23 protein-coding genes are annotated in these 26,718 nt (G+C 54.9%); 10 read left to right on the top strand and 13 right to left on the bottom strand.

The genetic code is table 11. The features are described from left to right. Window positions 1-1,214 precede the first annotated feature (1,214 nt). From dnaK to E1J53_RS09310, 8 genes are all read left to right on the top strand, one after another. Window positions 1,215-3,134 carry a molecular chaperone DnaK gene (dnaK, locus tag E1J53_RS09345; RefSeq protein ID WP_134272671.1) on the top strand — a complete coding sequence of 640 codons (1,920 nt, stop codon included), beginning with the start codon at window positions 1,215-1,217 and terminating at the stop codon, window positions 3,132-3,134. 777 nt (window positions 3,135-3,911) lie between these two features. Next, window positions 3,912-4,334: an RDD family protein gene (locus tag E1J53_RS09340; RefSeq protein ID WP_134272670.1), complete on the top strand. Its 423-nt coding sequence runs from the start codon at window positions 3,912-3,914 to the stop codon at window positions 4,332-4,334. Between the two features lie 93 nt (window positions 4,335-4,427). Then, window positions 4,428-5,306: a DUF6503 family protein gene (locus E1J53_RS09335; RefSeq protein ID WP_134272669.1), complete on the top strand. Its 879-nt coding sequence runs from the start codon at window positions 4,428-4,430 to the stop codon at window positions 5,304-5,306. Between the two features lie 294 nt (window positions 5,307-5,600). Continuing rightward, the gene (locus E1J53_RS09330; protein ID WP_134272668.1) at window positions 5,601-6,518 is read left to right on the top strand and encodes a hypothetical protein; all 918 of its coding nucleotides are present in this window, start codon (window positions 5,601-5,603) and stop codon (window positions 6,516-6,518) included. A gap of 231 nt (window positions 6,519-6,749) precedes the next feature. Next, window positions 6,750-7,436 (top strand): CPBP family intramembrane glutamic endopeptidase, encoded by a 687-nt coding sequence (locus E1J53_RS09325; RefSeq protein WP_134272667.1) that lies wholly within the window; start codon window positions 6,750-6,752, stop codon window positions 7,434-7,436. Between the two features lie 177 nt (window positions 7,437-7,613). Beyond that, on the top strand, window positions 7,614-8,396 hold the full coding sequence (locus tag E1J53_RS09320) for a hypothetical protein (protein WP_134272666.1): 783 nt from the start codon (window positions 7,614-7,616) through the stop codon (window positions 8,394-8,396). Between the two features lie 106 nt (window positions 8,397-8,502). Next, the gene (locus E1J53_RS09315) at window positions 8,503-9,462 is read left to right on the top strand and encodes a hypothetical protein (RefSeq protein ID WP_134272665.1); all 960 of its coding nucleotides are present in this window, start codon (window positions 8,503-8,505) and stop codon (window positions 9,460-9,462) included. Window positions 9,463-9,472: 10 nt separating this feature from the next. Then, entirely contained in the window at window positions 9,473-10,846 is a 1,374-nt protein-coding gene (locus E1J53_RS09310) for an APC family permease (protein WP_134272664.1), read from the top strand. A gap of 7 nt (window positions 10,847-10,853) precedes the next feature. Here E1J53_RS09310 and E1J53_RS09305 read toward each other — a convergent pair whose 3' ends face one another. The 10 genes from E1J53_RS09305 to E1J53_RS09260 all read right to left on the bottom strand — a co-directional run bounded on the left by E1J53_RS09305 (window position 10,854) and on the right by E1J53_RS09260 (window position 19,484). Continuing rightward, the gene (locus tag E1J53_RS09305; RefSeq protein ID WP_134272663.1) at window positions 10,854-11,684 is read right to left on the bottom strand and encodes an aminotransferase class IV; all 831 of its coding nucleotides are present in this window, start codon (window positions 11,682-11,684) and stop codon (window positions 10,854-10,856) included. 184 nt (window positions 11,685-11,868) lie between these two features. Continuing rightward, window positions 11,869-13,101 (bottom strand): 1-acyl-sn-glycerol-3-phosphate acyltransferase, encoded by a 1,233-nt coding sequence (locus E1J53_RS09300; RefSeq protein WP_134272662.1) that lies wholly within the window; start codon window positions 13,099-13,101, stop codon window positions 11,869-11,871. Between the two features lie 201 nt (window positions 13,102-13,302). Then, complete coding sequence (locus E1J53_RS09295) at window positions 13,303-13,953, bottom strand: hypothetical protein (RefSeq protein WP_134272661.1); 651 nt, start codon at window positions 13,951-13,953, stop codon at window positions 13,303-13,305. A gap of 79 nt (window positions 13,954-14,032) precedes the next feature. Next, a complete protein-coding gene (locus tag E1J53_RS09290; protein WP_134272660.1) occupies window positions 14,033-14,476 on the bottom strand; it encodes a GNAT family N-acetyltransferase in 444 nt (147 codons plus the stop codon). Between the two features lie 17 nt (window positions 14,477-14,493). Continuing rightward, window positions 14,494-15,162, bottom strand: a complete 669-nt coding sequence (locus tag E1J53_RS09285; protein WP_134272659.1) for a hypothetical protein — start codon at window positions 15,160-15,162, stop codon at window positions 14,494-14,496. Between the two features lie 88 nt (window positions 15,163-15,250). Then, a complete protein-coding gene (locus E1J53_RS09280; protein ID WP_134272658.1) occupies window positions 15,251-15,595 on the bottom strand; it encodes a heavy-metal-associated domain-containing protein in 345 nt (114 codons plus the stop codon). Between the two features lie 123 nt (window positions 15,596-15,718). Then, on the bottom strand, window positions 15,719-17,986 hold the full coding sequence (locus E1J53_RS09275; protein ID WP_173021417.1) for a TonB-dependent siderophore receptor: 2,268 nt from the start codon (window positions 17,984-17,986) through the stop codon (window positions 15,719-15,721). A 112-nt stretch (window positions 17,987-18,098) separates the two neighbouring features. Continuing rightward, on the bottom strand, window positions 18,099-18,581 hold the full coding sequence (locus E1J53_RS09270; protein ID WP_134272656.1) for a hypothetical protein: 483 nt from the start codon (window positions 18,579-18,581) through the stop codon (window positions 18,099-18,101). Between the two features lie 268 nt (window positions 18,582-18,849). After that, a complete protein-coding gene (locus E1J53_RS09265) occupies window positions 18,850-19,233 on the bottom strand; it encodes a hypothetical protein (protein ID WP_134272655.1) in 384 nt (127 codons plus the stop codon). Further along, window positions 19,233-19,484, bottom strand: a complete 252-nt coding sequence (locus E1J53_RS09260) for a hypothetical protein (RefSeq protein WP_134272654.1) — start codon at window positions 19,482-19,484, stop codon at window positions 19,233-19,235. Before E1J53_RS09260 ends, E1J53_RS09265 begins: the two co-directional genes overlap by 1 nt. Window positions 19,485-19,749: 265 nt before the next feature. Between E1J53_RS09260 and E1J53_RS09255 the strand changes: the two genes are divergently transcribed. Both E1J53_RS09255 and E1J53_RS09250 read left to right on the top strand, forming a co-directional pair. Then, a complete protein-coding gene (locus tag E1J53_RS09255; RefSeq protein WP_134272653.1) occupies window positions 19,750-20,406 on the top strand; it encodes a hypothetical protein in 657 nt (218 codons plus the stop codon). Next, entirely contained in the window at window positions 20,406-23,504 is a 3,099-nt protein-coding gene (locus tag E1J53_RS09250) for a hypothetical protein (RefSeq protein ID WP_134272652.1), read from the top strand. Before E1J53_RS09255 ends, E1J53_RS09250 begins: the two co-directional genes overlap by 1 nt. A gap of 80 nt (window positions 23,505-23,584) precedes the next feature. Here E1J53_RS09250 and E1J53_RS09245 read toward each other — a convergent pair whose 3' ends face one another. From E1J53_RS09245 to E1J53_RS09235, 3 genes are all read right to left on the bottom strand, one after another. Continuing rightward, window positions 23,585-24,433: a nuclear transport factor 2 family protein gene (locus tag E1J53_RS09245; protein WP_368671742.1), complete on the bottom strand. Its 849-nt coding sequence runs from the start codon at window positions 24,431-24,433 to the stop codon at window positions 23,585-23,587. Between the two features lie 114 nt (window positions 24,434-24,547). Further along, complete coding sequence (locus E1J53_RS09240) at window positions 24,548-25,426, bottom strand: AraC family transcriptional regulator (protein ID WP_134272650.1); 879 nt, start codon at window positions 25,424-25,426, stop codon at window positions 24,548-24,550. A gap of 127 nt (window positions 25,427-25,553) precedes the next feature. Continuing rightward, window positions 25,554-26,681, bottom strand: a complete 1,128-nt coding sequence (locus E1J53_RS09235) for a hypothetical protein (protein WP_134272649.1) — start codon at window positions 26,679-26,681, stop codon at window positions 25,554-25,556. Window positions 26,682-26,718: the final 37 nt, after the last annotated feature.

Here is a 26,718-nt window from a genome sequence, read left to right as displayed (position 1 = left end):
GCCGAAGCCATAAACAAGCAATCAATGCCGTACGTAACAAAATCATCAAAGTCCTTTATGCCTGCCTGGAAAAAGACACTATGTATTGCAAAAAGTATCATCAAAACTTGCAAGGACTATAGTAATCGGAGCAGCTCGTTGCACTCGACAGCTACGAGGAGCGCTCAAATAGAAGATGTATAGCCAGACGGCAGATATTCGATGAACGCTGCTATTTTTCTAAGCCTGAATCCTGAATCCTGAATCCTGTATCCTAAGTCCTCGATCCCCGGTCGCGGGGCCCTTGCCGTTCTGCGAACGGGCTGCAGACCCCGCTTTGGGAGAAGGAACGGCCTTCCAGGCCGGGGAGGAAGGTCGTCCGCCAACTGAAGGTTTAAGTTTTTGGCGGGATAACTGATTGCCGTGAATGGACCCCGCTCGGCCGGTATACGCTGTTTTGTTTGAACTTCGCGACACCTCGGAGCAGCTCGTTGCACTCGACAGTTACGAGGAGCGCTCAAATAGAAGATGTATAGCCAGACGGGAGATATTCATGAACGCTGCTATTTTTCTAAGCCTGAATCCTGAATCCTGAATCCTGTATCCTAAGTCCTCGATCCCCGGTCGCGGGGCCCTTGCCGTTCTGCGAACGGGCTGCAGACCCCGCTTTGGGAGAAGGAACGGCCTTCCAGGCCGGGGAGGAAGGTCGTCCGCCGACCGAAGGTTTAAGTTTTTGGCGGGATAACTGATTGCCGTGAATGGACCCCGCTCGGTCGGTATACGCTGTTCTGTTTGAACTTCGCGACAACTCGGAGCAGCTCGGTGCACTCGACAGCTACGAGGAGCGCTCAAATAGAAGATGTATAGCCAGACGGGAGACATCCGATGAACGCTGCTGTTTTTCTAAGCCTGAATCCTGAATCCTGAATCCTGTATCCTAAGTCCTGAAGCCTATTCCCTTGCACCTGCGCTCCGCCGCATTTAATAAAAAATCGGTGATCCCGACGAGTTTCGGAACTCGGGACCGTCGCCCAACACTTCCGGGCAGACTGGCGCAAATACCCCCAAATGGGACTGACAAATTGTCTCAAGCCCGTGGCAGGTCTGCCAAAAATGTGGGTGCGGCTTGTTAGGAGCAGAAAATATGGCAAGGGTAGGGGGATTGGCTGGCACGGCACGGGCCTTGTACTAGGAGAGCGACATTCCAACTTCAACCATAAAAATTTATTGATCGTATGAGTAAGATTATTGGTATCGACCTAGGGACGACCAACTCATGCGTGGCGGTAATGGAGGGCAACGAGCCCACCGTGATCTATAACGAGGAGGGCCGTAATACCACACCTTCCATCGTAGCCTTTCTGGACGGCGGCGAACGCAAAATTGGCGAACCCGCTAAGCGTCAGGCGATCACCAACCCCACGCGGACGGTAGCGTCCATTAAACGCTTCATGGGTATGCGCTATGAAGAGTCGGGTAACGACGTTGACCGGGTGGCCTACAAGGTCGTCAAGGGCGACAACAACCTGGCCCGCGTGGAGATCGACGGACGGCAGTATACGCCCCAAGAGATCAGCGCCATGGTGCTTCAAAAAATGAAGAAAACCGCCGAGGACTTCCTCGGTGCCGAAGTGACGGAAGCGGTCGTGACCGTGCCCGCCTACTTTAACGACTCGCAGCGTCAGGCGACGAAGGAAGCCGGTGAAATTGCCGGTCTGAAGGTGCGCCGGATCATCAACGAGCCCACGGCAGCCGCCCTGGCCTACGGCCTGGACAAGCGCAGTAAAGACATGACCATCGCGGTGTATGACCTCGGTGGTGGTACCTTCGATATTTCTATCCTGGACCTCGGTGACGGCGTTTTTGAAGTGAAGAGTACGAACGGTGATACGCACCTCGGTGGTGACGACTTCGACCGCGTACTGATCGACTTCCTCGCCGGCGAATTCAAGAGCCAGGAGAACATCGACCTGACCAAGGACCCCATGGCCCTGCAGCGCCTGAAGGAAGCCGCGGAGAAGGCCAAGATTGAGCTGTCCAGCAGCCAGGAAACGGAAGTGAACCTGCCCTACATCACGGCCGTGGACGGGGTGCCCAAGCACCTGGTCGTGAAGATCAGCCGCGCCAAGTTCGAGCAACTGGCCGATGAGCTGGTGCAGCGCACGCTGAAGCCCTGCGCCGAGGCCCTGAAGGACGCCGGACTGGCCAAGAGCGAAATCGACGAGGTCATCCTCGTGGGTGGTTCTACGCGGATTCCCCGCATCCAGCAGGCCGTGGAGGAATTCTTCGGCAAGAAGCCCAACAAGGGCGTGAACCCCGACGAAGTAGTGGCCATCGGTGCCGCCATCCAGGGTGGTGTACTGAGCGGTGACGTTCAGGACGTACTGCTGCTGGACGTAACGCCCCTGAGCCTCGGTATCGAAGTGATGGGCGGTATGTTCGACAAGGTGATCGAAGCTAACACGACGATCCCCGCGAAGAAGTCCAAGATCTACTCAACGGCCTCCGACAACCAGCCGTCCGTGGAAATCCACGTACTGCAGGGCGAGCGCTCCATGAGTAAGGACAACCGTCCCATCGGACGCTTCGTACTCGGCGACATCCCCCCCGCTCCCCGCGGCGTACCCCAGATTGAGGTGACCTTCGACCTGGACGCCAACGGTATCCTCAACGTATCCGCCAAGGATAAGGGCACCGGCAAGGAGCAGAGCATCAAGATCGAAGCCGGTACGGGCCTGAGCAGCGACGACATCGCCCGCATGAAGGCCGAGGCCGAGGCGAACGCCGAGGCGGACGCCAAAGCCAAGGAGCGCGTTGAGAAGCTCAACGGTGCCGACCAACTGGTCTTCCAGACGGAGAAGCAGCTGAAGGAATTCGGTGAGAAGATCCCCGAAGACAAGAAGGCCGCCATCGAGACCAGTCTGAACGACTTGCGCGAAGCCCACAAGGCCGAGGACATCGATAAGATCGACTCCGCCACCGAGGCCCTGACGGCCGCCTGGAACGCCGCCAGCCAGGACATCTACCAGGCCCAGCAGGAAGCTGGTGCTACGGCAGGTGCGGGCGCGGACGCAGGTGCCGGGGACGCCGGTAGCGCAGGCACGGACGCCGACGACGTACAGGACGTAGAGTTCGAGGAAGTCGACGGTAAGTAATTGAATACTCATTCTTCCCGGTAGGGGAGAAGGAACATGATAAACCCATCAATCGCTTTCGGGCGGTTGGTGGGTTTTTTGTTTGGGGTGCCTGTTTTCAAGGAAAGCGTTTTGGCAATTTTCCATAAGGTAAATTGGCTTTGGTAATGTTCCCCTGGGGAAGGCTTCGCGGGAGTTGCTCCGGCGGTTGAAGGGGCGGTGAGGATTGCGATTTCAGTTTTTGGGAGTAAGCGCAGGGTTGACCCTCAAAGGATCATCAGTTTGAGCCAGGGGCTCATCTGATGAACGTTTCGAGGTCAACCGGGATACTCTCCCCGCGTCCTCGAAGCGTCCGCAGGACCTTTGAGTGTCGCACTGGCCAACTACTACAGCGCGGGAAGACGAACCTGGGGGAGGCTTCGCAGGAGTTGCTCCGCCGATTGAAGGGGCGGTGAGGATTGCCATTTCAGTTTTTGGAACGAAGCGCGGGGTTGACCCTCAAAGGATCATCAGTTGAGCCAGAGGCTCATCTGATAAACGCTTCGAGGTCAACTGGGGTACTCTCTCCGCGTCCTCGAAGGGTCCGCAGGACCTTTGAGCGTCGCACCGGAAATATTTCCTAGTGCCTTTATCGCCAAACGCAGGTGGTCATTAATAATTCCAGATTATTTTCAGCTTCGCGGGGCAAGGTTTACAGCAGCAACGCAATCGGTTTTCGAAAATGGGTTGGTAGGTAACGTCTTAGGCGAACACCTTCCTTCCACCCGCCAAAAGTTGAACCACTAAAAACCCACCATTATGTACCCCGGTGTAACCGATCGCGTCAAGGCCGCCCTGGTGGACGGCTTCCTCCTGATCCTGCTCATGTACCTCGTCACGTCAGTGTTTTCCAGTCTGGGCAACGTACCCACGGCTCCGCGGGTGATTGCCTTCGTAGTCATCCTGTTCCTCTACGATCCCCTGCTGACGTCTTTTTCGGCGGGCACGTTGGGGCACAAGGCGGTAGGCATCCGCGTAAAGCGACTGGCTGATGAACAACGCAACATTTCCTTCCCCGCCGCCCTGCTCCGCTTCCTCCTGAAGGTCCTGCTGGGCTGGATTTCCTTGATTACGGTCTCTACGAGCGAACAGCGACTGGCCATTCACGACCGGGCGGTGAAGTCGATTGTGGTGTATAATTGGTCAATGGCTGAAACGGGCATCGTCTCTTCGGAAGGTTGAAATTAAATGGCCACAACCTGTCCCCATCCGACACCAACCTCCTTCCCCCAAGAACTTCCCGGCCCGAGAATGCTTTACAGGGAAAAAGTATTTATGAGATCACTCACTTTCTTCGCCCTGGCCATCTTCTTGTTGGCCTGCGGATCCGATAACCTTCCTCCCAGCGCTGACGATGCACCGCCGGAAACGGAGGCCGTTTCCCCCCATCAGTCCCGGATTGAAGCCGCCACGGCCCGACTGAAGGCCAGTCCGGAAGGCGAACTGGTCCTGCAGGCCATTGACGCCCACGGTGGTCTGGAGCGCTGGTACGCGCAAAGTCCCCTGTACTACCACTTCAATTACCAGCCGCTGGATGGCGGCACGGCGCGCAATACCTTCATCGTTAATGACTACCTGCGGAGCCGCTCGCACCACTACCTGGCCACCGACACCACCCAACAGTTTGGCTTTGACGGACGGGAGGCCTGGTCCACCACCGGAGACAAGATCGGAGGGATGAACCCACGGTTCTGGTCCCTGACGCCATATTACTTCGTCGGCCTGCCCTTCGTGCTCGCCGACGCCGGCATCAACTTCAGTAGCCTCCCCGAAACGGAAATGAACGGGAACATCTACAAGCTCGTCAAGGTCACCTACGATACCGGTACGGGCGACGCGCCCGACGACTACTACGTCCTCTACCTCAATCAGCGTACCGGCCAACTCGATGCTCTCCGCTACATCGTTTCCTACCCGGCTTACTTCCCCGACGGCGGCCACTTACCCGAAAAGCTGATGCAGATTACCGGAAAAACCGAAGTGGACGGCATCCTGCTCCCCACTGGATACGCCACCAGCTGGTGGAACGACGGCGTGCCCAGCGAAACCATCACGGAAATCACCGTGGCGGATTATGCCTTTATGCCCGAGATGGAACCGGCCGCCTTCGCGATGCCAGACGGCGCTAAGGTTTTCCGGGAGGAGACGAAGTAGAATTTCCCACGAAGCAGTCTCCTACCGTCGCGCCGGAATACTCCGGCGCGACGGTAATTGGTGAGGGGTACCCTACCGCTGACCGTTCTACCGGTTAATTTGCCTACCTTGAAGGGGCGAACCCCTAACCCCTCATCCTGCGGAAATATGTTCAACGGAAGCCCCTTTCACCCCTTGCGGAGAAACCCATACTTATTCCTGCTTGCCCTGACAGTACTTCTTTTTTCCGCTTGCCAGCCGGGTGAAAAGGTGGCGCCTGCAGCACCCAAATACCATCCCGGCCATTATGTGGCCGTGGGGCCACACTTTGACCTGACGGAGATTAAGCACCTGGACGAGCCGGCCGTCCGGGGCGTAAACAAACGCTACTTCTGGCGGACCTTGGAACCCGGCAAGGGGGAGTACGATCTTTCTTCCATTGAGGAAGACCTGGCGTACTGCGCGGAGCACGACAAACAACTGATCGTTTTTCTCTGTGACCGCTCCTTCTGGATTCGGGGGGCTATGCCCGCCTACCTGAAAGCCTACGAATGGGAGCACGAAGGTGGCGGCGGCTTCACGCCCGCTCGCTGGCACCCGGAATACCTCGCCCGCTTCACGGCAATGGGGGAAGCCATCGCGCAGCAATTTGACGGACACCCCAATTTTGAGGGCATCGCCATTCAGGAAACGGCCCTGGACATGCCCGAAGCGGGCCTGGCTAAATTCAACTTTAGTCCGGAGAAGTACCGCGACGCGCTGTACCTCATCCTGGATACCCTAACGGCATCCTTCCCGAATAGCCAGGTCTTCTGGTACCAGAATGGCATCCAGGGAAGTAATGCACTGATCCGGGAAATCGCGGATTCCATCTCCGTTAAGGAGAACATCGTGATGGGCGGTCCGGACGTATTGCCCCACCGCCGGTGGCTGCGACACACCTATAAAATCTACGGAGACTACCGGGAAAAGCTGACGCTTTTCTGTTCGGTACAGGACGACTCTTACCGCCACCATAAGAATGACGTTCGCCTCTCCGAAAAGCAACCCGTGCACGAGGAAGGCTACCTGACGATGGAAGAGATTTTCCTCTACGCCAAAGAAGAGATGCACGTTCAGTACCTGTTCTGGAATCACTATTACGAAGGGCTGGAAAGGGGAGAACGGTCCTTCGATGAAGCCATTGAGGTGATCCGGGCGAATCCGGCATTTAATCAGCCGCCGACCAAATGAGGGGGTGGAGCATCGTGCACTTCTCCCGTGGCCTTCCATCCTTGTTCCTGCCTTCATCCAGCGAAATTGTCTAGTGTAGGGAAGGGTTCGTCGAGGAAATTGCCTGGTGCGGTCACCAATGCGTTAGTTGGTGAGAAACCTTTTAGTTGCTCTAATCACTGGGAGGTAGAACGCTCACTTTAACGGCACGACGGCAGCCATGAGGCTGCAACTCGAAGTGCTCACGATACTATGATTGGAATTCTCATTGGACTGGCCATTTCCTGGGCCCTACTGTACTTTTTGGAAAAGAAATCCCTGCTCGCCCTGGGTGTCCTACCCCTGCCGGGGCGACTGGGCGAATTGGGCTTGGGTTTCGTCCTCACCGGATTGCTCTGCGTTGGGGTACAATTGCTGGAGGCCTCGCTGCAATCCGCCCACTGGGTCCGTAACCCTGATTTCACCACCGGACAGTTCTTCCAAATGCTGTACTGGGATTTCAAATCCGTCTTCACGGAAGAACTCCTCTTTCGGGGAGCCATCCTCTACGTATTGATCCGCAAAATTGGGGCTTCGAAAAGTATCCTCCTTTCCGCCCTCGCCTTCGGTGTGTACCACTGGTTTTCCTTCGGAATCATTGGCGCCATCGTGCCCATGCTTGTCGTCCTGATCGGCACCGGCCTGATGGGCTACGCCTGGGCGCTGGCCTTCTACAAAACGGAATCGATGGCTCTGCCCCTCGGCCTGCACCTGGGCTGGAACTTCACCTTCAACACCATCTTTTCGCGCGGACCTCTCGGGGAAGGACTCTTTCAGTTAGTTAACGATGGCGTCTTACCCAGCTGGTTTTCCCTCATCGGGCTCTGGGTAATCCCCGTGGTAATCCTATTCCTGATCAGGGTCTTCGTTTCGGAACGGAATATTGAATTTAAGCCCTGATGGTAAAATAATGGCAGGAAGAATTACCGGGATCCCCGTAGGTATTTCTACGGCAATTCGGCCACCAGAGCCGCTAAAACTTGATGTGCACGGGTTAGCAGCCTATTTTCCAATGACAACTGAGGAACCTCGGGAGGGGGTTTCCTAGATTTTCACCCATTTGAACTAAGCACACCAATGGAATTTCAAATTCGGTATATCGTGGTGATTATTCTCGCCGTGATTTTAATCTACTTTATTCTCCAGGCTACCCGGACCAACAGTCGCTTCAACGTGGCCCTGCGGAACAACGGAGCCGGGTCATCCTACAGCATGGCAAAATCACAGCTAATGTGGTGGACCATTATCGTTCTGGTCTGTTTTTCGGTGGCCTACGCAGAAACCGGCGTAGTAAAGAACCTGCTGAATTCAAGTTGTCTGATCTTACTGGGGATTAGCCTGGGTACGACCACGGCCGGTAAGTTGGTCGACAACGTGGAGGAGGCCAATCCCCAAATTTATCGTCACCAAAACGTTCGGCCTCCCCGCCAATTTATTTTGGACATCATTTCGGATCACAATGGGGTGAATCTTCACCGCTTTCAGGCACTCATTTTCAACCTACTCTACGGGGCCATCTTTGTCATCCAGTTCTTTGAAGGGGGCGCCACTACCTTACCCGAGTTCGGCACTACTGCTCTTGGCCTACTCGGACTCAGTTCCACGGGCTACATTGTCTTGAAGGCGAATGAAAATCCCGCCAGACTAAACCCTCAGGGTGGGGTGGTCGTTCCGCCGAGCCCGCATCAAACAGCCAATCCCGTACCGCATACGCCTGCAGCCGATGGTTCGGTAAAGGGCCATTTTGTGGCGGGGTCAGGTTCCGAACCTTCCCGGGATACGGCCGCTGCACCGGTAAGGCATTTTGTGGCCGGTAGCACCACCGGAGCTGCTGAAAAAAAGGACGATTCCGGGAGTTAAAGCTTAGTGTGATATTTGTTGAGGTGTTGGTGGTTTGAGTCGATCATTAATGCCATCCTGGCAGTTTCGTCAGCTAAAAACGGTATTCAAAACCAATATTTCTATTATGCAGGATGCCAACCCATTACCTCCAAAATTACCGTGGTGTCTTTATCCTACGGCGAACGACACGGATCAACACGGAGTATTGGACATGCCTCCGAAATTACCTGAAGTTAATTTCGAAGCTGCCGAAAAATATCGGAGTAGGGATCGCCCAACCGTCTCCATAGCGGGGCTGACGCATGCTCAGATTTTACAGATGACGCATATGCTCGCCGGTTCCTTCGCCCGTAATGAACCGATGAATAAGCATGTGCATCCTCCCAAATGCACTTCGTCGGCAGTACTGAACAAAACACATCAAGATCCCTTGGGATTAGCATCTTTTGGTCCTTGGACTACAAAAAATATTCTTTTCTGGTTTACCCGTTTGGTCGTGCTAACAAATCCATCAGACCCCATCAGCCACATTGAGTTGAACCAGGAAGTCATTGATCATTCCCTGGCATTTGTTGAGCAAGGAGAGGTAATTGGGGCGGCCTTAAATAGTGCTCTTCATGCAGAAGAGGATAAATGGAGAATCGGAGATCCTTTCTTGGACGCAGTCTTCCAGTACCAGGCCCCAATTGTTGATTTCTTTCATCGTGCCGAAATCGAGGCCATATCGGCTTTAGTGGAAAAATATCCCGCGTTTAGGACCGCTCATCAATCCGGAAAAGTGGGATACATCTTCATGATCGCGCGTTCTCCCCAACTTCCCTCCGAGCAGGTCTTTGAGTTGTTTGCCGCCAGCTTTGAACACCTTCAACGGGAAGGATTTGAGTACATGCTGGTGACGGGTACAAATAACTGGACGGGTGCAGCCTGTGAAACCTTAGGGGCTGCCCGAATCTACTTTACCCCCTTTCGTGATCGGCCCCGGGTGGCCACGGAACAAACCGCCGAAGACGACGAACCCTATTCCTCTGACGGAAATATCTCCGCTAAAGACAGTGGGGCAATGGTGTATGTCGTGAAACTCTAAGCAAGATAGCATGGCAAATCCTCCATCGGAATTAAAGAGAGTTTTAGGACTTCGGTCCCTTTTCGCAGTTGCCGTTGGTGTGGTGGTAGCCCAGGTAGTGTTTATCAGTGTTTTGCAGGGGGTAGGCATTGGAGGCTCGAGTTTTTTTGTGGCCCTGTTTATCGCCTTTATCCTGGCGCTTTTCTACGTATTCACCTTTGCTGAACTGTCCCTAATGCTGCCCAGGGCGGGGAGTATCAGTATGTACACCGAAGTTTCCCTGGGCCATTTTGCGGCAATCATTGCGGTGGCAGCAGGTTACCTGGCCCCCGCCCTCTTTGCCTTGCCCGCAGAATTGTTCTTGTTGGAAGCCATTTTTGATATGCTATATCCGGGTAGCTTTGGGCAATTGGGCTTAGTCATCCTAATTGGACTGGCGATACTCAATGTCTTAGGAGTAGATATCTTTGCTCGGGTCCAGAGTTTCCTGGCTTACCTGATGATTATCGCCTTGTTGGTCATTGGTGTGGCGGGAACGACTGGTAACGATCCAGAAGGGGGCGATATGACTTCCCTCTTTGCAGGATTTGGGGATGTAGATTTCAGCGTCTTCAACCTGGTAGTGCTGGCCCTTTGGGCCTTCATGGGTTTTGAATTTGTCTGCCCGATGGTGGAAGAGACGAAAGATCCTGAAAAAAATATTCCGCGGTCAATGATCCTGGCTACAATAGCGCTTCTGTTCATTTATGCACTTATTGCTTTGGCGGGTTACCTATCGCTACCGCAGGAAGAACTCGCCAATTCGGAGGTTCCCCATTACGTTTTGGTGAGTGCCTTATTTGGAGATTTTGGAAAACTCATGCTAGCGGTACTGGCCATTACGGCTACCTGCAGTACGGTGAATACGGTCATTGCAACACTATCCCGTATGCTGTTCGGGATGTCGCATAATAAGCAGGTTCCTTCCATTTTCATGAGGGTTAATTCCCGCACTCAAACACCATGGGTGGGGATACTCTTCATTGCGGTGCTGACTATTGTGCCCTATTTCATCTTCAGGAATGCACAGGACGTCATTCTGTTAATGGTGATCTCTGCGGCTACTGCCTGGCTGGTTGCCTACATCATCAATTACGTCAACCTTCTGATCCTGCGCAGAAGGTATCCGGATTATGCGCGTCCCTTTAAATCCCCATTCTACCCCTGGGCCCAGATTCTGGGCATCATCGGCATGGTCTACATGATTATCAACAACTCACCTACACCAGAAATGACCTGGCAGGTGTATCGCAATGCGGGGCTCTTGATCCTTGTCGCGGGAATATATGCTGGGCTATGGGTGCGGTATAAAATGAAAAAGGGACTTTTTGATCCAGAACCGATTGATCAGGCGTTGGAAAATTGAGGTTGCTTCAGTGCGCCAAATAATACGCCGGCCAAGCTGCCTGCAGCTTCCGTGTAATGGGGCCCGCCGTACCGTCCCCCACCAGTTTCCCGTCCACGCTGCGGGCGTGGAGGGCGGCCTTGGCGGAACTACAGATGATGAGTTCGTCCGCGGCGAGTAGTTCGTCGCGGTGGATGGCCCGTTCTTCGGTGGGAAGGCCAAGTTGCTGCGCCAGGCGCAGCAGGTGCATCCGGGTGATGCCTTCCAACACGTCGGCGGCGGGGGTGATCAGCTTTCCGTCCACGACGATGAAGTAGTTCGAGCGGTCGCTTTCCCGCACGTAGCCCTGCTGGTCTACGTACAGCACAAAGTCGGCCCCCCGTTCCTTCAGCATGGGTTGAATACGGATACCCTCCAGATAGTCGATGGACTTAACCGTCGGAAATTGCCGCTGGTATTCGTGCAGCAGGATGTTGGCACCATTGTCGGTCAGCTCCCGGGGCAGAGGCGGGAAGGGGTAGGCCATCCCAATCAGGTTGGGCGTCGTGGGGGTGTAGCCGTTTTCGGAGTAGCCCCCCGTCAGCACGAAGCGGATGCCCCCATCGTCAAGTTCGTTGCGTTTGATCAACTCCATCACCACCGCCCGGAGTTCGTCCTTACTGACGGGCATCTCCAAACCGATTTTATCGGCACTCCGGAAAAAGCGATTGAGGTGATCTTCCACGAAGCGTGGTTTACCCTGCACGTAACGGAAGAAATCAAAGATGCCGAACCCCCGAAGGATGGCCAGATCGGAAACGTGCAGGGTGGCGGAAGCTTTAGGGACAAATTCTCCGTTCAAATAAACGATGGGTAGCATGGGCGGGGATTGATGGAGTGAAGGATCGAAGGATTGAAGGATTGAAGGACGAATGTCGGAAAAAAGGCCGTGATCCCGGTCGGAATAATGGATTCGCGACTTCCTCCTCAAAACCAGTTAAAAGACTAAAGGACCAACAGACTAAAATACTAACAGACTAAAAAACTAACAGACTAGTACCCCCCTACCTAATCCCTTTTCGCATGGCCCGTAATTGCTCCCGCTCGGCGTCGACCATTCGATCAATCTTCCGTTGTTGGTACCACCGGTGTATGCCTTCAAGTTGACGTAGGGCCCAGGGAGTGGCGAAGAGGGACAGAACGAACAGTATCTTCCCGAGGAAGGGCAGGAGCAGGAACACTATCGGGTAGAGCAGGAAGGTCCCCCCAGCCACGACGGCAAAGCGTACCGGACTGTAAAATTCAATGTGCTTCGGCATGGTTGCGCCGATAAATTCCGCAAGGCACCACAGGGGAGCCTGAAAGAGCAGGGCCAGGGCAGCTACGAGGGCTTTAAGCCAGTCGGAGGGGGCTTTGCGCCGGTCCGACCGCACGGCACCTGCGACCGCGCCATCCGGAACTTGCTGTTGCGCCAACCGATTAAAGTAGCTCGTCAAAAGTGGTGCTTCCCCTGGCGTCGAAGTAGCCAGCGACAGTTCCCGGTCCAGTTGTTTCCCGTCGTGGGTCAGGCCGTACTCCCGCTGGGTCTGATGATCGTTTCGGTCCATCACCAGCCGGGCCTCGCCGATACCCGCCCGATCGCGGTCCGGAAACTGGACGACCAGGGGACTGAGGCGTTCCCGCAGGTGCCGGGTAAATTCCCGGATGCCGGCCGCCTCGTTGTCCCGGTAGGCGGGTAGGAATTTGGACGCCAGCATGGGCTCCCCACAGCGAATCATCACCGTGCCCCGAACCCGCTCGGCCTCGGTGAAGTTCACCCCGACGGGCACCACGTACACCTCCGGTAAGCTCGAATCCTTGTCCAGAGCCCCCAGTGCCAGCCGGGCGGTGCCCTTCCGCAACGGCCGTAACGCCTTTTCGTGAATGCACCGTCCTTCGGCCAGGATCATGATGGCCTTACGCTGGCTCAGCGCCCGGTGACAGGCCTCGAAGGTGCCGAAATTATCCTTCAGCCTTTCGTAGCCGCCGTCCTCCAGCCGGAAAACTGGCAGGATGTGTACGGCATTCAGCAGCGCGGTATAAAAGGCATTTTTGAACAGGTTACCCCGCGCCAGAAACCACAGCGTGCGCGGCTGGAAACAGGCCAGGATGCAGGGCTCGATGAAGGCCGTCGGGTGGTTGGCGGCCAGAATCACCGGCGCATCGGGCGGAATATGCTCCAGACCGGTCAGGTCGATGTGCCGGTAGTAATACCGCAATACGTAGCGGGCGACGGGGCGTACGAGGAAATACAGCATCGCCGGCGAAGGTAGGCAGGGGGAGGGAAATCATGGGCGAGCGATGTTCTTTTCTGCATCGTGGGCGGAAATTGAAAGGATGATTTTTACTCATCCAAAATTTTCCCAGATTTAAAGTATTAAATTCTTCTAACCTCCAATATGGAATTCACTTGCTCAATCCAGGAGGCGTTAGGGCAAAGAAGGGGCAACGAATTGCCGCTACCTGATTCCTTTGCGGTAGCTAAAGGTCAGATCTCCTTCTCCTTCTTTGGCTATGAGTCGGGCAAATTCGGAATGCTCCATTTTGTGTCGCCTTCTTTCCTGCTCCAGAATCTTTTCCTTCATCCTAAGGGAAGAGGGATAGTCTAGTTTCCACAGGCCATCCTCTTTGGAAAATTGGTAACTGGTGACGATGTAAACATTGCCGGAACCCGTCGGGATGTTGACGTCCACTTGTGCTAAGTCAGTGGAAATGGTAGAGACTTTGTTGACCTGAGGTTGCTCCACACCCATGAGGCGGAAAATACCTTCTCCACCTAACATCAAATAGGGTAGCAGGCTACGGTAGGAGACCGAATCGGCGTGGAGTTCTTCTGCAAAACGATCCTTTAGGTTTTCGTACCAAACCAGGGTAGTCACTGGCAATCCATATCGATATCCGAGTTCACCGGCCGTGAGGGAGTCCCGGTGGATAATCGCCTGGAGTAAACCATCCAGAAAGAGTTTGGAGTCTTGGTTAATGAGACTATCCACCTGATCAACGTCCAGTTGTTTCGCGGCATCCACTACGCCAGAGAAACTGGATTCAATGTCATTGGCGGACTGGCAACCAAGGAATAATACAAAAGGTAATAGCGTAAGTAAGCGCAATTGATGGCTGTTTAGGTGTGTAAACTGAATTTTTGCACACAATATGCTGCATAGATTAGTCAGTATAAATTAATTGCGATTAAAATAGGGTTTTTCTCAAGGCCACCCGACTACTCCCATCAGAATACCAGTGTTCCAGTTCCGCGAAGGTGGTGTAGCCCTGTCGGTGATAAAAGCCGGGGGCCTCGTAGCCGGCCGTCCAGGTGTATACGTGGCGAACGCCCCGCCGAAAAACCTCCCGCTCCAGACGAAGAAGGAGGCTGGCTCCGATGCCCCGCTTTCGGTACTGGGCCTCCACGAACAGATCCGTCAGGTAAAACCACCCGGAGTATTCCGCACCATTTTCGTAGGCAAGTCCGGAAGAGCAACCCACAAATTTGTCGCCGTCCATGGCCACAAAACCGAACCGGTCGGCCGTCTGCACGGCCGCTCCCATCTCCAGGGTATGTTCATCGAATCCCGCGCGCATCCGGGACAATTCAGCGGGGGAAAGGTCACGGAAAGTGAGAGTTATGTCGCTCATGGTGGCTAAGGTATTCCTTAATCCAACACAGCTCGGGCTGCCTCCACGATGCGGTCCTGGCTGAAGCCCCCAAAGTAGCTTTGGTAGCGGCCATCGACCCCGATAACCACAAAGCTGCGGCAGGGATAGTGGTACCGGAAAAACCGTTTTTCTACCAGTTGATCGGGGTCTTCGAGCCAGTTAATGATGTTGTAGTACTTGCGCAGCCCGTAGTTGTCTTTGTATAGGTAAAGCGGCTTTACGTCCGCTATTTCCAGCAGTTTTTCCTCCATCTCGTCGTGCCACTGCTTGATCAGGTAGCGATCACTGGTGCCGGTGCTGTTGCACTCATCGAAGCCGGGATAGAACACGATCACGGTGGGTTGGTCATCGCGGACGGGCCGTCCGATGCCCTCGGCCAGTGACCGTAGGAAAGCAGAACGCCCCTCGAGCCTGCCCTCCGTTACCCTCGCGACCAGCCGACGCACGGTGGCCGAATCTCCGTAGGTGTATTCCTGCCGGTTACTGCGAAAAAGGCGGTTGAACTTCTGCTTACTGATGGCTACTCCCCCCTGGTCGAAATAGAAGGTCGGTTCGGCTCGGTCCAGGTCGAGGATTTTTTGTGCGCGGAGGACGCCGTTGTTGGTGTTGGGCGCTAGCGCGCAGGTGCCGGAGATCATCAGAATAAGGAGCAAAAGCCTGGGCACAGTGAAGAGGTTTTTTGTGTTGGGCGAAGATAAAACACCCCGCCTGCGTCGTCGCAAGCGGGGTGTTTCTTTCGAAAACTTCAGCGGACTATTCCGGCTTTTTGCAGCTGTCTCCGCTCTCGTCCCGGCAGCAGGCGGCCAGGGCGGCGCGCGCCTTGGGGCGCGCGGGAATATCGTCGGCATCGTAGCCGGTGGCGGCGATGGCCTGACGGATGGTCGTCAGGTCAATCACTTTGGCGTCGTACTTGACTTTCACCTTTTTGGTAACCAGGTCGAGTTCGGCCTTCTCAATGCCGTCGAGGCCGTTGAGGGCCGTTTCAATGTTTTTCTTGCACATGCCACAGATGGCGTTCGTCTGAATGGTCGCCTTCTTGGGCGGAGCGACCATTGCCGTGAAGGTGAAGACGGCAAGAAGAGCAATTAGAATACGCATAATGGTAAGTGTTTGGCGGAAGGGAAATGTTCCGTTCCAGTGATTAACGATTGGATGGTGGCTTCTGGTTTACCGGAGTATCCATCGGACCACCTAAAGTTTGTTCAACGTTGGTCGGTAAGCTCACAGCGTATGCCGGAACCCGACAAAGAATATGCTGCCGAACAGTGGCTGGTACACCTGGCTGGCGTCAAAGTAGGGGCCGTCAAAGGGCTCCCAGGCTCCGATGATGGCGTTGCTTTGCCGACGGTTGGTGAGGTTTTCCACCCCACCGTAAATTTCGGTGTGGCTGTTCATGACGTAGGTCAACTGGGTGTTGATCAGTCCGAAGGCCGGTGCCCGCTGGGGGTGGGGGAGAAAGACGGACTCCGGGATGTCATCGAAGTCGATCAGTCGCTGTTCCCCGTGCCAGTGGTAGGTCGCGTGCAGCTTGATCCTTGGCCCGTCGTAGCCGATGGTCGCCAGCGCCCGGTGCCGCGGCGTCAGGGGTACCTCCCGCAGTCCGTTGGTGGCGTAAGTTTGCTGGACATCGTTGAATTTGTAGGCCAGCTTCACGTCGATGAGCGGCAGCACTTCGTAGTTCAGGCTGGCCATCAGACCGTTGGCCCGGCTGGGGCCTTCCAGTTGATACAGACGCAGCGTGGTGATGTCTTGCTCGGCATCGAGGATCACCTGGTTCTGGAAGCTGGTCCGATAAAGGTCCAGCACCAGCTGCATTTCCCGGCCGCCGACGATCAGGTTCTGGGTGAAGTTCAATCCGAAGTTCCAGGAGGTTTCCAATCCGATGAATCCGGGGTTGTCGGGGTCCATCGGTCCTTCGGGAGCACCGATGACGACTTCCCGGCTGCTGGGCAGCCAGTTCAGGTTATCCACCAGCAGGTTGGGGGAGCGCCACCCCCGGCCGGCCGAAAAACGGATGGCCGATTGCTCGCCTGGGCTGTACTTCAAATTGACGCGCGGACTCCACTGCCATCCCCCCAGGTTATGATGGTCGGCGCGCAGCGACAGGATGGCGGACAGGGACCGAAAACTTGCCCCTTCCCGGCTTTCTTCCCAGTAGTAGGAATACTCTCCGTAGGCACCCACGGTGCTTTCGTTGCGGCTAAAGTCCTGCCCGGCCAAGGATTCGTCAAACTGGTCCACGCGGGCCGTCCCCCCCAGACTGAGTTGGTGATCGTCGTTCACGATCCGGGTGTGGTACATCGTGCTGAAGTATCCGGAGCGTTGCTCCCCCAGGTGGAGCTTCCGTCCGTAGCGGTTGTTCAGCCGGTGAAAGCTGCCGGAGTAGATAAAGCCGATGCTCTGGTGAGGTTTATTGAAGCCGAAGTAGCCCGTTTTTCCCCATACTTCCAGTCGTTCGTTATCCTGGTCAATCAGATAGGGGATGAGGGTTGGTTGGCCGTGGTCATGGACGTCCTGCTGCCCCCCGGAGCGGCGGTCTTTGGCCACCAGTAGGTTCCACTGGCCCTCCCAGTTATCGGTGCCCGTGCGGAAGAGTCGGAACAAACCCACGCCGGTTCTCCGGTCGGGCATGTCTTTGAAGCGATCAAAGTCGTGATCGTGTTGGTTCTCCGTAAAGCTCCCGTGCAGGCTCAGGCCACCCCACAGGCTCTTTCCGAGCTGTTGGTTGGCCAGGACGTTAAGTTCTCCGCGTCCCTGGCTTCCCCCGAAGCCGTTCAGGAAAAGACCGGGGCCATCGGTGGGTTTGATCAGCTCGGTGTTGATGGCACCGGTCATCCCCTGTGCGCCGCTCTCCAGGCTACCCGCACCTTTACTGATCTGGATGCCCTGCACCCAGGGACCGGGAATTAGGTCGAGGGCGAAGGGGCTGGCCAGTCCGTCCAGCATCGGTCGCTTTTCCAGGGTAAGCTGAGAGTAGTTGCCGCGCAAGCCCAGCATCTGAATTTCGCGCCGCCCGGTCAGGGGGTCGCCGTAGGTGAGGTCCACCACCGGGCTATTTTCAAAACTCTCCGCCAGACTGCAGCAGGGCGCTTTCCGCAATTCCTTGCTGGAAATACTTTCCACGTTATGGGTTTTGAGGACGCTGGCGGCGTGGCCATTATCCCGGGCCACCACTTCCACCTGGACCAGGGAAACCTGCTCCTCCTGCATCTCGATTCGGAGGGGAGGTTGTAGGGTATCCACGAAAAATTCCCGCGTTACGTAGCCCAGAAAGGCAATGCGGAACCGGGACTGGCCCTCCGCAACGGGGAGGGTAAACTTACCATCCGCATCGATGGTGGTGCCGGTACCGTTCAGCCAGCTGACGGTGGCCCCGGTCATGGCCCAGCCTTCGGTGTCGGTTACGGTTCCGGAAATCTGGGCAGCCAGTGGGGAGTTGAAGAATAGAAAGAAGAAGAAGATGGCCGGAGGCATTGCCCGGCGGGCCATACGGGATGCTTGCGTTGCCGAAGCGGTACGGCTTCGGGACGAAAATCCCCGAAAAGAATGCATAATGACAATAGATTTAGTGAGACAATACTTGTTGGAAGTATTGCCCGCGCTAAATCAGGAAAGTCTGGTAAGCCACCAGTAGCGTCCGGCCGGCCGGCCTTGGCGGCGGGTCGGGGCCCCGGATGGGCGTGGAGGGCGCTACCGGAGGAATGCCCCGTAAATCCTCCGTTTGCTCCACCAACAGGGCGGTGCCGGAAAAACCAGGGAATTTGATGTCGTCCTGTACGAGAAAGTCCACGTCCAGTTGGGCCAGCACGATGTCGGTGTCACCGCAATCGTGTACGTCCTCGGCTTCTTCGGTGGGGGCATGACAGGCCTTGGCGGCCAGGCAGCAGCTTGCTTTCTTTTCCTTTTGAACGATGGCCTTGGGTACCCGGTCGAGGTGACACGCATGGCTTTCGGCCGTAATACTCAGCCACGCCTCGCCCCGGCAGGCACAGTAAATGCGCTGCAACGGAAGACCGATACTGGCCACCAGCAAGTAGGTAGTCAGCAGCGGGACGAGCTGATGAATTTTCCGACGATAAAGCATACTACAAAGGTAGTTGTTTTAAGAGAATGCGTGATGGACCCAAGATGATGCTCCGACCAAATTTCATGGCACCTGCACGCCGTTGCCCCGACAACATAGTGACATATCTGCTGATGGTTTGGAGTAAGCCTTCAGTGGCCAATCCAGTGACGAGATTAAAGTGCTTTACCGGCTCGTAACCAACTTTTGGCACAAGTGTGAAGCGAAGCAGGATACTCGGCTCAGCCGGTGCAGGTACCGGATGATACCGGTAGGGCCAGATGATCGACTAACTTCCCGTACCGGCTTTCCGACTGGCCAGCAAGAAGATTCCCGCCGCCAGGCTGAGGAGCCCTCCCGGAATAATTCCACCCAGATAAAACCCCAGGATGGCGTCGAGGAAGATGAGGACGGCCAGGAGTTGCAGGACTTTTTTGCGGCCTTCTCCCAAAAACAAGGAAAGGATACCGAAGGCCGCCAGCGAAAGCAAATGAAAGGAAGCGTGCGCAAATAGCGGCCCAAAGATGTCCTTCAGGAAATCCGGAGCGTTGGAGGAGGCCATCAGCCCGGATACGTACCCCAGGCCGCTGCCGTGGAAAAGGGCCATAATGACCAGCAACCCACTTCCGAGGTAAGTGAGCCACCGGCTACGGGAAGTTACTACTGTACCCATCACGCTTGACGTGATTGGAGCTCCTCCCGGATCATTTTCAGGTGGGGATAAACGGAGGCCATGCCTCCGAAGGTGCATAGGGTGATGATCGATATAGAGGTCTCCACTTCTCCGGACATCAAATAATCGCGAATCTGGAAAAAGAGGAGGCCGGCAATCAGTATGGCGAAAATTGCCAGGAACGTTTTGGTGGACTTTTCTTTTTGCCTGAGTTCGGTTTCCGAAAGGGACGCCAGGTCTTCTCGTTTCATCTCGGGATATTTACGAATGGTGGGTTTCGGCGAGGGGTATTCACCCCGGACCGGGGAAATCGGAGCAAAATATAGGGCTTTATTGGGGTAAGCGTCAAGCTTGATGATCGGCCACGACCGCGATACGCCCCATGGCGTAAATGCACTGATAATGAGACCATTTTAATGAATACCCTATATCTTAGGCAAAGACTTAACCCTTCAGGATTGCTGCTTGCACGGGGTTTTGGCTCATATAATTCACCCATGTCACCTACCTGTATCCATGACCAGAAAAGAGTTCCAGACTTTAGTTAGCCGTCTCCGGGGTATTTATTTCAGGCACCATCTGCGGAGCCTGCAACAAGGGGAAGCGCAGCGGGCGACCATTCTCAAACGCTTGGCCCTCAAGTTGAAACTACTCGAACGACTGGAGGCTGAATTTGTCGCCGGTACCTCTGGCCCGGAGCTGGATAAGGTGGTGGTGATCTGCAACGATTGCGACCCGGAAGATTTGGTGGGATTCCCCGATAAATCGGCGATACTTGTCCAGCAGTTCACGCTGATAGTCCCTACGGTTTCCGAAAGAAATCTATCGACGGTAGAATCGTCGGAAAGTCGTGACCTGGACCCGATCGTCGACGAGGCCATCGGTCTGTTACAGACACAATCGGCCCTGATTGAAAACCGCTACGAGGACCTGGTGGATGATGGAGCGGATATCGATGAGGACGAGTATAGACCCTTGGCTGAAGAGACCTCCCTGGCGGCAGGGACCTACCGATCGCGCTTAAGCCAGGGAGAGGATTCCATTACCTTCGATGAGCTTCAGGAATACAAGGAGCGCAGGCGGAATGTATTGTCGGCTTCGGAAGACTTGTTTATCAGTGACCTGGAGCGGCTGAAAGAATATTTGCTTGAACTGCTAAAAATCAGCGCGTGATGAATAGGAACTCAATGCAGAAAATGCTGACGCGAGCGCTGAGCCTGGCATTTTTCATCCTGGCGGGGCAGCTTCCTGGCCAGACGATCATCGATGAACTGATCCGGATGGATTCGAGCCAGACCATCGCGATGCGGGCAGAAATTTCGGCTCAACTACTTTGGCGGTTTAATCCTGGTGGTACGCCTGGTAGTACCCGGGAGTTGTTGCACGCCTACGCGGATAATCCGTACATCACTGGCTTTTTGGGAGAGAAAAAACTCCGGGATGCGATTTTGACAATTCCCATTGATTCCATCATGAAAATGGCTGCTGGTGCCGATGAACGGACCGGCCGGGATCGCTTTCGGCGGACGTATGACCGATCTGCCTTGTTCAATCAGCGTCAGGCCTTCGATATTCGCTGGCTGGCGGATGAATACGCTCAACCGGACCCGGTGACGCTGAACCAACTCCCCGAAAAAGCACAGCAGGCTCAGGCGAGCCTGGGCTCGACGGATTACGCCAGCGTGCTGCTGTCGGGCTTATCCGACTGGATTCAAAAAAGAGCCCAGGAAGAATTTACGGTTACTTTTATGGGGAGGCTGCAGGAAAAGATTGACCAGGGTAATCTGTGGTATCTTTTTCCGGCGACCGCACACTGGCTGCGAAACGTAGACGTGGCGGAGTATCGTTCCTTCCTGCCGGAAGTACGGACGGCCTTCGCCAAAGATTTGCAGGGGATCACTTTTAACTTCGCGGAATACGTTCGAGTAAACGGAAAGATCACTTCGGACGACGTAAAGCTGCAGAATCTGCTGCTGGTCTATGAGCTACTTGACTTAAGTGCCCGGGGATTGGACCTGCCGGAAGTACTGGGCTACGCCCGTGGACAGCTAAAGGAGCGGTCGTTTGCTGCCGAACAGAAAGTTCACCTTGCTCTGGCCAATGCGCTCCGTGACCAGACCGAACCGGCCAAAAAGCTGAAGACAACTTATGCTGCTTCCGTAAAGGCCTTTCGGGATGAGGGAATGCGGTTGGTGGAAGATGCGCAAAATTTGAATCGGACCCTAAGGACGTTACGGAACCATCCGAGTGCGGATCCAACAGCCAAGGCGCTGATTAGACAATTCAGCCGATCCGAACTGGTAACAAAGAGTAGTTTTGAAACTCTTTTTGACGACGATAACCGTCATTTTGGTCAGGCTACGGATTTACTGGAAGGTAAGCCTCCGTATACCTACTGGTTAGCCGCGCCCACCATTGACAGCTTCCAGTTGCTTTTTGTAACCGATTCCTTGCCGGCTCCCGATACCCTCAGGGCGATGGGCTTAAGTATGTTGGACGCCTTTTTGGAACGGGAAATGGACGGAGAATTCATCATCTTCGATCGGCTGGCTACCATGGCCCGAAACCTGGATGCCTGGAAGTACAAATATGACTCTTTGAGTCGGGTGTTGAACCGGCCACAGTTGTCTGATGCATACGTGCGATCGGAGGCCCAAAAAATCACTGCCGATATTGAGGCTTCAAAAGTTTTTTGGCAGAACTCACTGTCCCCGGACGAGCGACGCAATCAGGGGTTTGGCTACCTGAAGAACCTCGTGTCGCGCTACCGTGAATACGGAACCGGTAGGTCAGGACCGGCGTTTTGGGTACCCCGGATACGGTATCTGGAGCGGGTAGACAGTACCTACCGCGATTTCATCAACGTCCTGGAACGCAACCACGCCCCCCTGGTGGACCCCATTAACGTTACCGCAGCACCTCCACCCACCCAACTGGATCGTACGCTGCCCCTTAAGCAGCAGTTTGAGGAACTTGAGCGAGTGTTTACCGTATTCCGTTCCACCACCGATAATGATGGTTTTAAGGCCTTCCAAAACACCAAAACGTTTGAGCAACTACTCAACCTCGGTGCGCAAATGCTCTATATCCTTACTGCTCCCGAAAAGGATACGCTTGCCCTTCCCTCGGTGATGGCCACGACCCTAACCAAGCCTCAGGTCCGGCAATTCTATCAGGGATTGCTCTACCAGCAGATTGGTCAGCAGCCCATGCTGGGCCATACGCTCTCCCCGCGGGGGCTGGCGGACCTGGGAACTGACATCAGTATCGCACTGGGACAACTTTACTACCCCCCGGAGAAGGACTCTACAACGACCAGACTTGGCCGTCAGCTCAGATTTCTTACTACGGTAGCCAATGAAATCCTGGAAACTCCCCTTATCAATTTCCCCGGGGAAACCGTAGCGATTAAGGACACCATTGGTTTTAAGGACGTGCCGGACATTAACCGGAGGATAAACGAAATTTATGATCTTACGTCCAAGGGCCAGTTCCGGGAATCGGTATTGCCGTTACTTGATCTGGTGGAGCTTTTCAGGATCGTCCCCGACAGCACGTTGAAGATGAAGCGGCTACAAAAAAGGATGGATAGGCTGGTGGAGGAGCGGACCAAGCCAGGATTGACGACCGAGGAGAAGAAAGCGTTAAGGACGCGGATCGCCAAACTGGAATTGAGGCAGCAATCGGCCTCCAACGTTGCCATCAAACGCTTCCGGCGCCTGGCCAGCTTCGGTGCCGGGCTGGCGGCGGCCGAATCACCGGAGGACGTCAACGCCGTCCTGGATGCGGTTGCCGTGCCGGCGGGCAGCTCCCGTAACAAGCGGCTCTATAAGTTCAATGTTGACCTAAACGCTTATTTCGGAGGGGCTTACGGACGGGAAACGCTGATTGGTGCTCCGGATTCGATTGGCCGCCGGGCGACTACTTTCGGGATGTTCGTCCCGGTGGGGGCCACGGTTTCCTGGAAACCCTGGCGAAACCGCGAATGGTCCATTTCTGCCTTCCTCCCGATCATTGACGTTGGAGCCATCACGGCCTACCGGAGTGGGGAGAATGCGGGAACCGTGCCGGAAGTCAGCTTCCAGAATGTGCTGGCCCCGGGAGCGCATTTTATGATAAATATTCCCAAGTCTCCCTTTTTCGTGGGAAGTGGAATTCAGTATGGCCCCAACGAACGTAAAATCGGGGAAGCGAACTATTCCGCCTTCCGGTGGCTGTTCACCTTCGGGATTGACGTACCCATCCTGAACCTTGGACGGAGCCAGAATTAGGCAGCTTCGGGGAACGAAAAAGGGGAGGACCACTGGTTATACCAATGGTCCTCCTCCGGGTTGAGAAATGATCAGGAGAACTAGAATTTTCCGTTGGTATTCTTCCAGTCTTCCCTGGCGGGAATGGGTTGGATAATGTCCCAGTGTTCCACGATTTTCCCGTCCTGAATTCGGAACAGGTCGTAGTAAGCGACGTGATCACCTTGGCCAAACTTGCCTTCGCTGACGGTGAGAACAAAATTGCCTTCACCCAGGACCATGTGTACGGTGTCGTACTGTAATAATAGACTTTCCTGGGCGAAGTACTGCAGCGCGGAGCCGAGGCCCGAGAGCCCGTCGGCGATATCAGCGTTGTGTTGCAGGTATTCCTCCGTACTGATGAAATCGGTAATCCGATCGGATTGACCCTTGACCAGAATTTCGTTCAGAAATTCCCGCACCAGCTTCTTGTTGGTCTCGGTTTTGTCCAGGTCAGTCAGGTCAGTGCTGCCGTCCAGTTGGGTGCGTCCACTGGGGTTGGGGGGCGTGATGTCCGCCAGGTTATCCCAGTGCTCGACGATCAGGCCTTCCTCGAAACGAAAGATGTCAAACCCGGCTTTGGGACCGAAGAAATCGTATTTCGAATGGAGGAAAACGAAATCCTCGTCCTGGAAGGCCCTGATTACCTTGGCTTTAAAGCCGCCTTCGGGAGCATGGGCGATGACTTCGCCGAATCCCTCCAACCCGTCACCAACGGCGAGATTGTGCTGGATGTATTTACGGGGATTAATGTAACTGACCGGTGTGGGGTCACCACTTTCCAGGCTTTCAATTAAGGCAATGGCTTTTTCTTTGTTGGTCATGGTTTTGCTGATTGTATGGTTGGATGAAGTTGCTTTGGGAGCTGGCCTACACCCTCCGGTGAAGAGAAGGAGGCTCAGGAAAAGCAGGCATAGAGGATTTGTCCGCATGGAATGTTGAGAATGTTTGACGGGACAAAGTTCCTGGCACCTGCGCTCCGGCGCATTATCACAATCAGCCTTTACGTTGTAAAAAGTGGAAAATTACCGGTTTGTGGCCCTGAAGGTTTCGGGGGTGCTGCCCGTGAGTCGGCGGAAGTACTTGTAAAAATTCGGCACCTCGTTGAAGCCAGTGGTGTATGCAATCTCCTTGATGGGCAGCTCCGTATTGGCCAACAGCCTCTTTATCTGATTGATGTTGACTTCGTCGATAAAGGCTTTGGCCGTTTTATTGACTACCGTGCGGGTAATGTTGTTCAGGGTTCGGGCAGAGATACCCATCATCCGGGCGTAATCCTGGGCTTTTGTGGTCCGGGACACCTGCTGTTCGACAAGCTCCTGAAACCTGATGAAGGATGACAGGTAAGGTCCCCGGATTTGGGTAAGCAATTGATCGGACTTTAGCCGGTAGAGTTTAGTAATCAGGATGTGGAGTTGACTGCGCAGGATGCTGACCGAATATTCATCATTGACCGAGAAGTATTCGCTTCCCATGGTCGAAAGCAGGGCCCAAATTTCGGGCGCTGATTCGGATGGCAAGTGAAGGTGAGGTGCCCCCAACATTTCGTTGAACAGTTGCAGGGCCCGATGTCCTTCCAATTCGGTGAGATAACTTCCCAGGAAGTTATCGGTGAAGAGGAGCATGGTCCCCCGGGCGGTTGGGTTACGGACGAACTTATGGATTTGATCCTTCCGTACGGTAAGTACCGTACCGGGGTGATAGGGGTAGGTGCGAAAATCAATGACGTGTTCGCCCTCACCCGCATGGATGAACAGGATGATGTAAAACTGGACGAGATGAAAATCAAATTGGGAATGCCCCAGTCCATCCCTCCGCTGCAAATCCTCCAGGGAGATGATGTCAAAATCCACCCGGGGGTTTTGCTGGTTGTGGAATGGTACCTGATGGACGTCCGGCTGCATATGTCCCACAAGGTAATTCCAGTAAACAAAATTGCCCGGCCCGCTACCTCATCTCTGGTTACTCGTAAAGAATCTTACGGAAAGCAGGATAAAGCTGGGGGCCGGGCAATGATGAATTCAGGTAGGATTAGGGACAGGGACCACCGGCGATGATGTCCAGGTCCGTGCAGCCAGCTCCGTTGTTGAAGATTGCGAATACACCCCCCACGCCGCTGGTGGTGCAGGTCGGTGGATTAGTGCACAGGAGGCCGTACAATCCGCAGCAACTGGAAAGCTGGGGATTATCCGCCACAAAAAGATTGCCAGAGATGGACGTCAGGTTGGCAAACTCATCGACGTTCTGCAAACTGGCATTATTGAGGATGAAGATATCGGTGCCGACGGCATTCAGGCCGGATAGTCCGTCCAGGTTCAGGAGGGCATCGTTGGCCGAAATGCGGGGACCACCCTCAATATAGGTGAGGTTAGAGAATCCGCTGATGTCCGTCAGGGCCGTATTCAGGTTAAGGTTCAGGACGAAAACGGAGGTCAGGGGAGTACTGGATTTACCGGATTCAATGGTGGTGATGCGGGAAAAGGCGCTACCGGTAGACGTCAGGGATTGGGTGCCGATGACGTTGATGCTGCCGGTGATCACTTTGACGTTTTCCAGGGCACTGATGTCGGTGAGGTTATCTCCGCTGACGCCGACGAAACCAAAGGGCCCCAGTTCGCCGATTGATTTGATCTTTTCCAGTCCACTCAGGCTGGTCAGGCAATCGGACTGAACGTTCATGGAACTGCCGATTTCTTTGATTTTTCGGAGTGGCCGAAGGTCACAAATGGGATCAGGTCCGAGGGTGTCTACCACCACGAGGGCTCCGGTAATGATTTTGCAGTTTTGGGCACCAAAGGCATCCACGTCGGCCTGGGAGTTCAGCGTCACGTCACCCGCGGGGTTTCCGGCGGGGAAGCTGGAGCAAACGTTGGCTTTACTTTGGAAAGCCGCGGAGGAACGAACGGCGGTGAATCGGCGCTCCAGTTCACGGTAGGTGATGGGAAGGTCTCCTCCGGATAACTCGAGGCGAAGGATTTTCCGGTCGGCCTCCAGCGTATTTTGCCACCAGGCAGAATTAAGGACGGTGGGGTGGAGGGCCGGGAGTTCTGCGGGGACGACGGTCTGTTCCGGAGTGGGCATTTCCGGGGCCAGGAGGCTATCCTCCCGCTGGCAACCAACCAGCACGAAGAGCAACATAAGGAATAACAGGTATCTCATGATTTATTGGATTGATGAAGAAAACTGTTATTTCATG

Origin of the sequence: Lewinella sp. W8 (assembly GCF_004375085.3) — a bacterium.
Classification (GTDB): domain Bacteria; phylum Bacteroidota; class Bacteroidia; order Chitinophagales; family Saprospiraceae; genus Neolewinella.
Note: the sequence above shows the minus strand (reverse complement) of the source record. Positions and strands in the feature narration are given on the sequence as shown.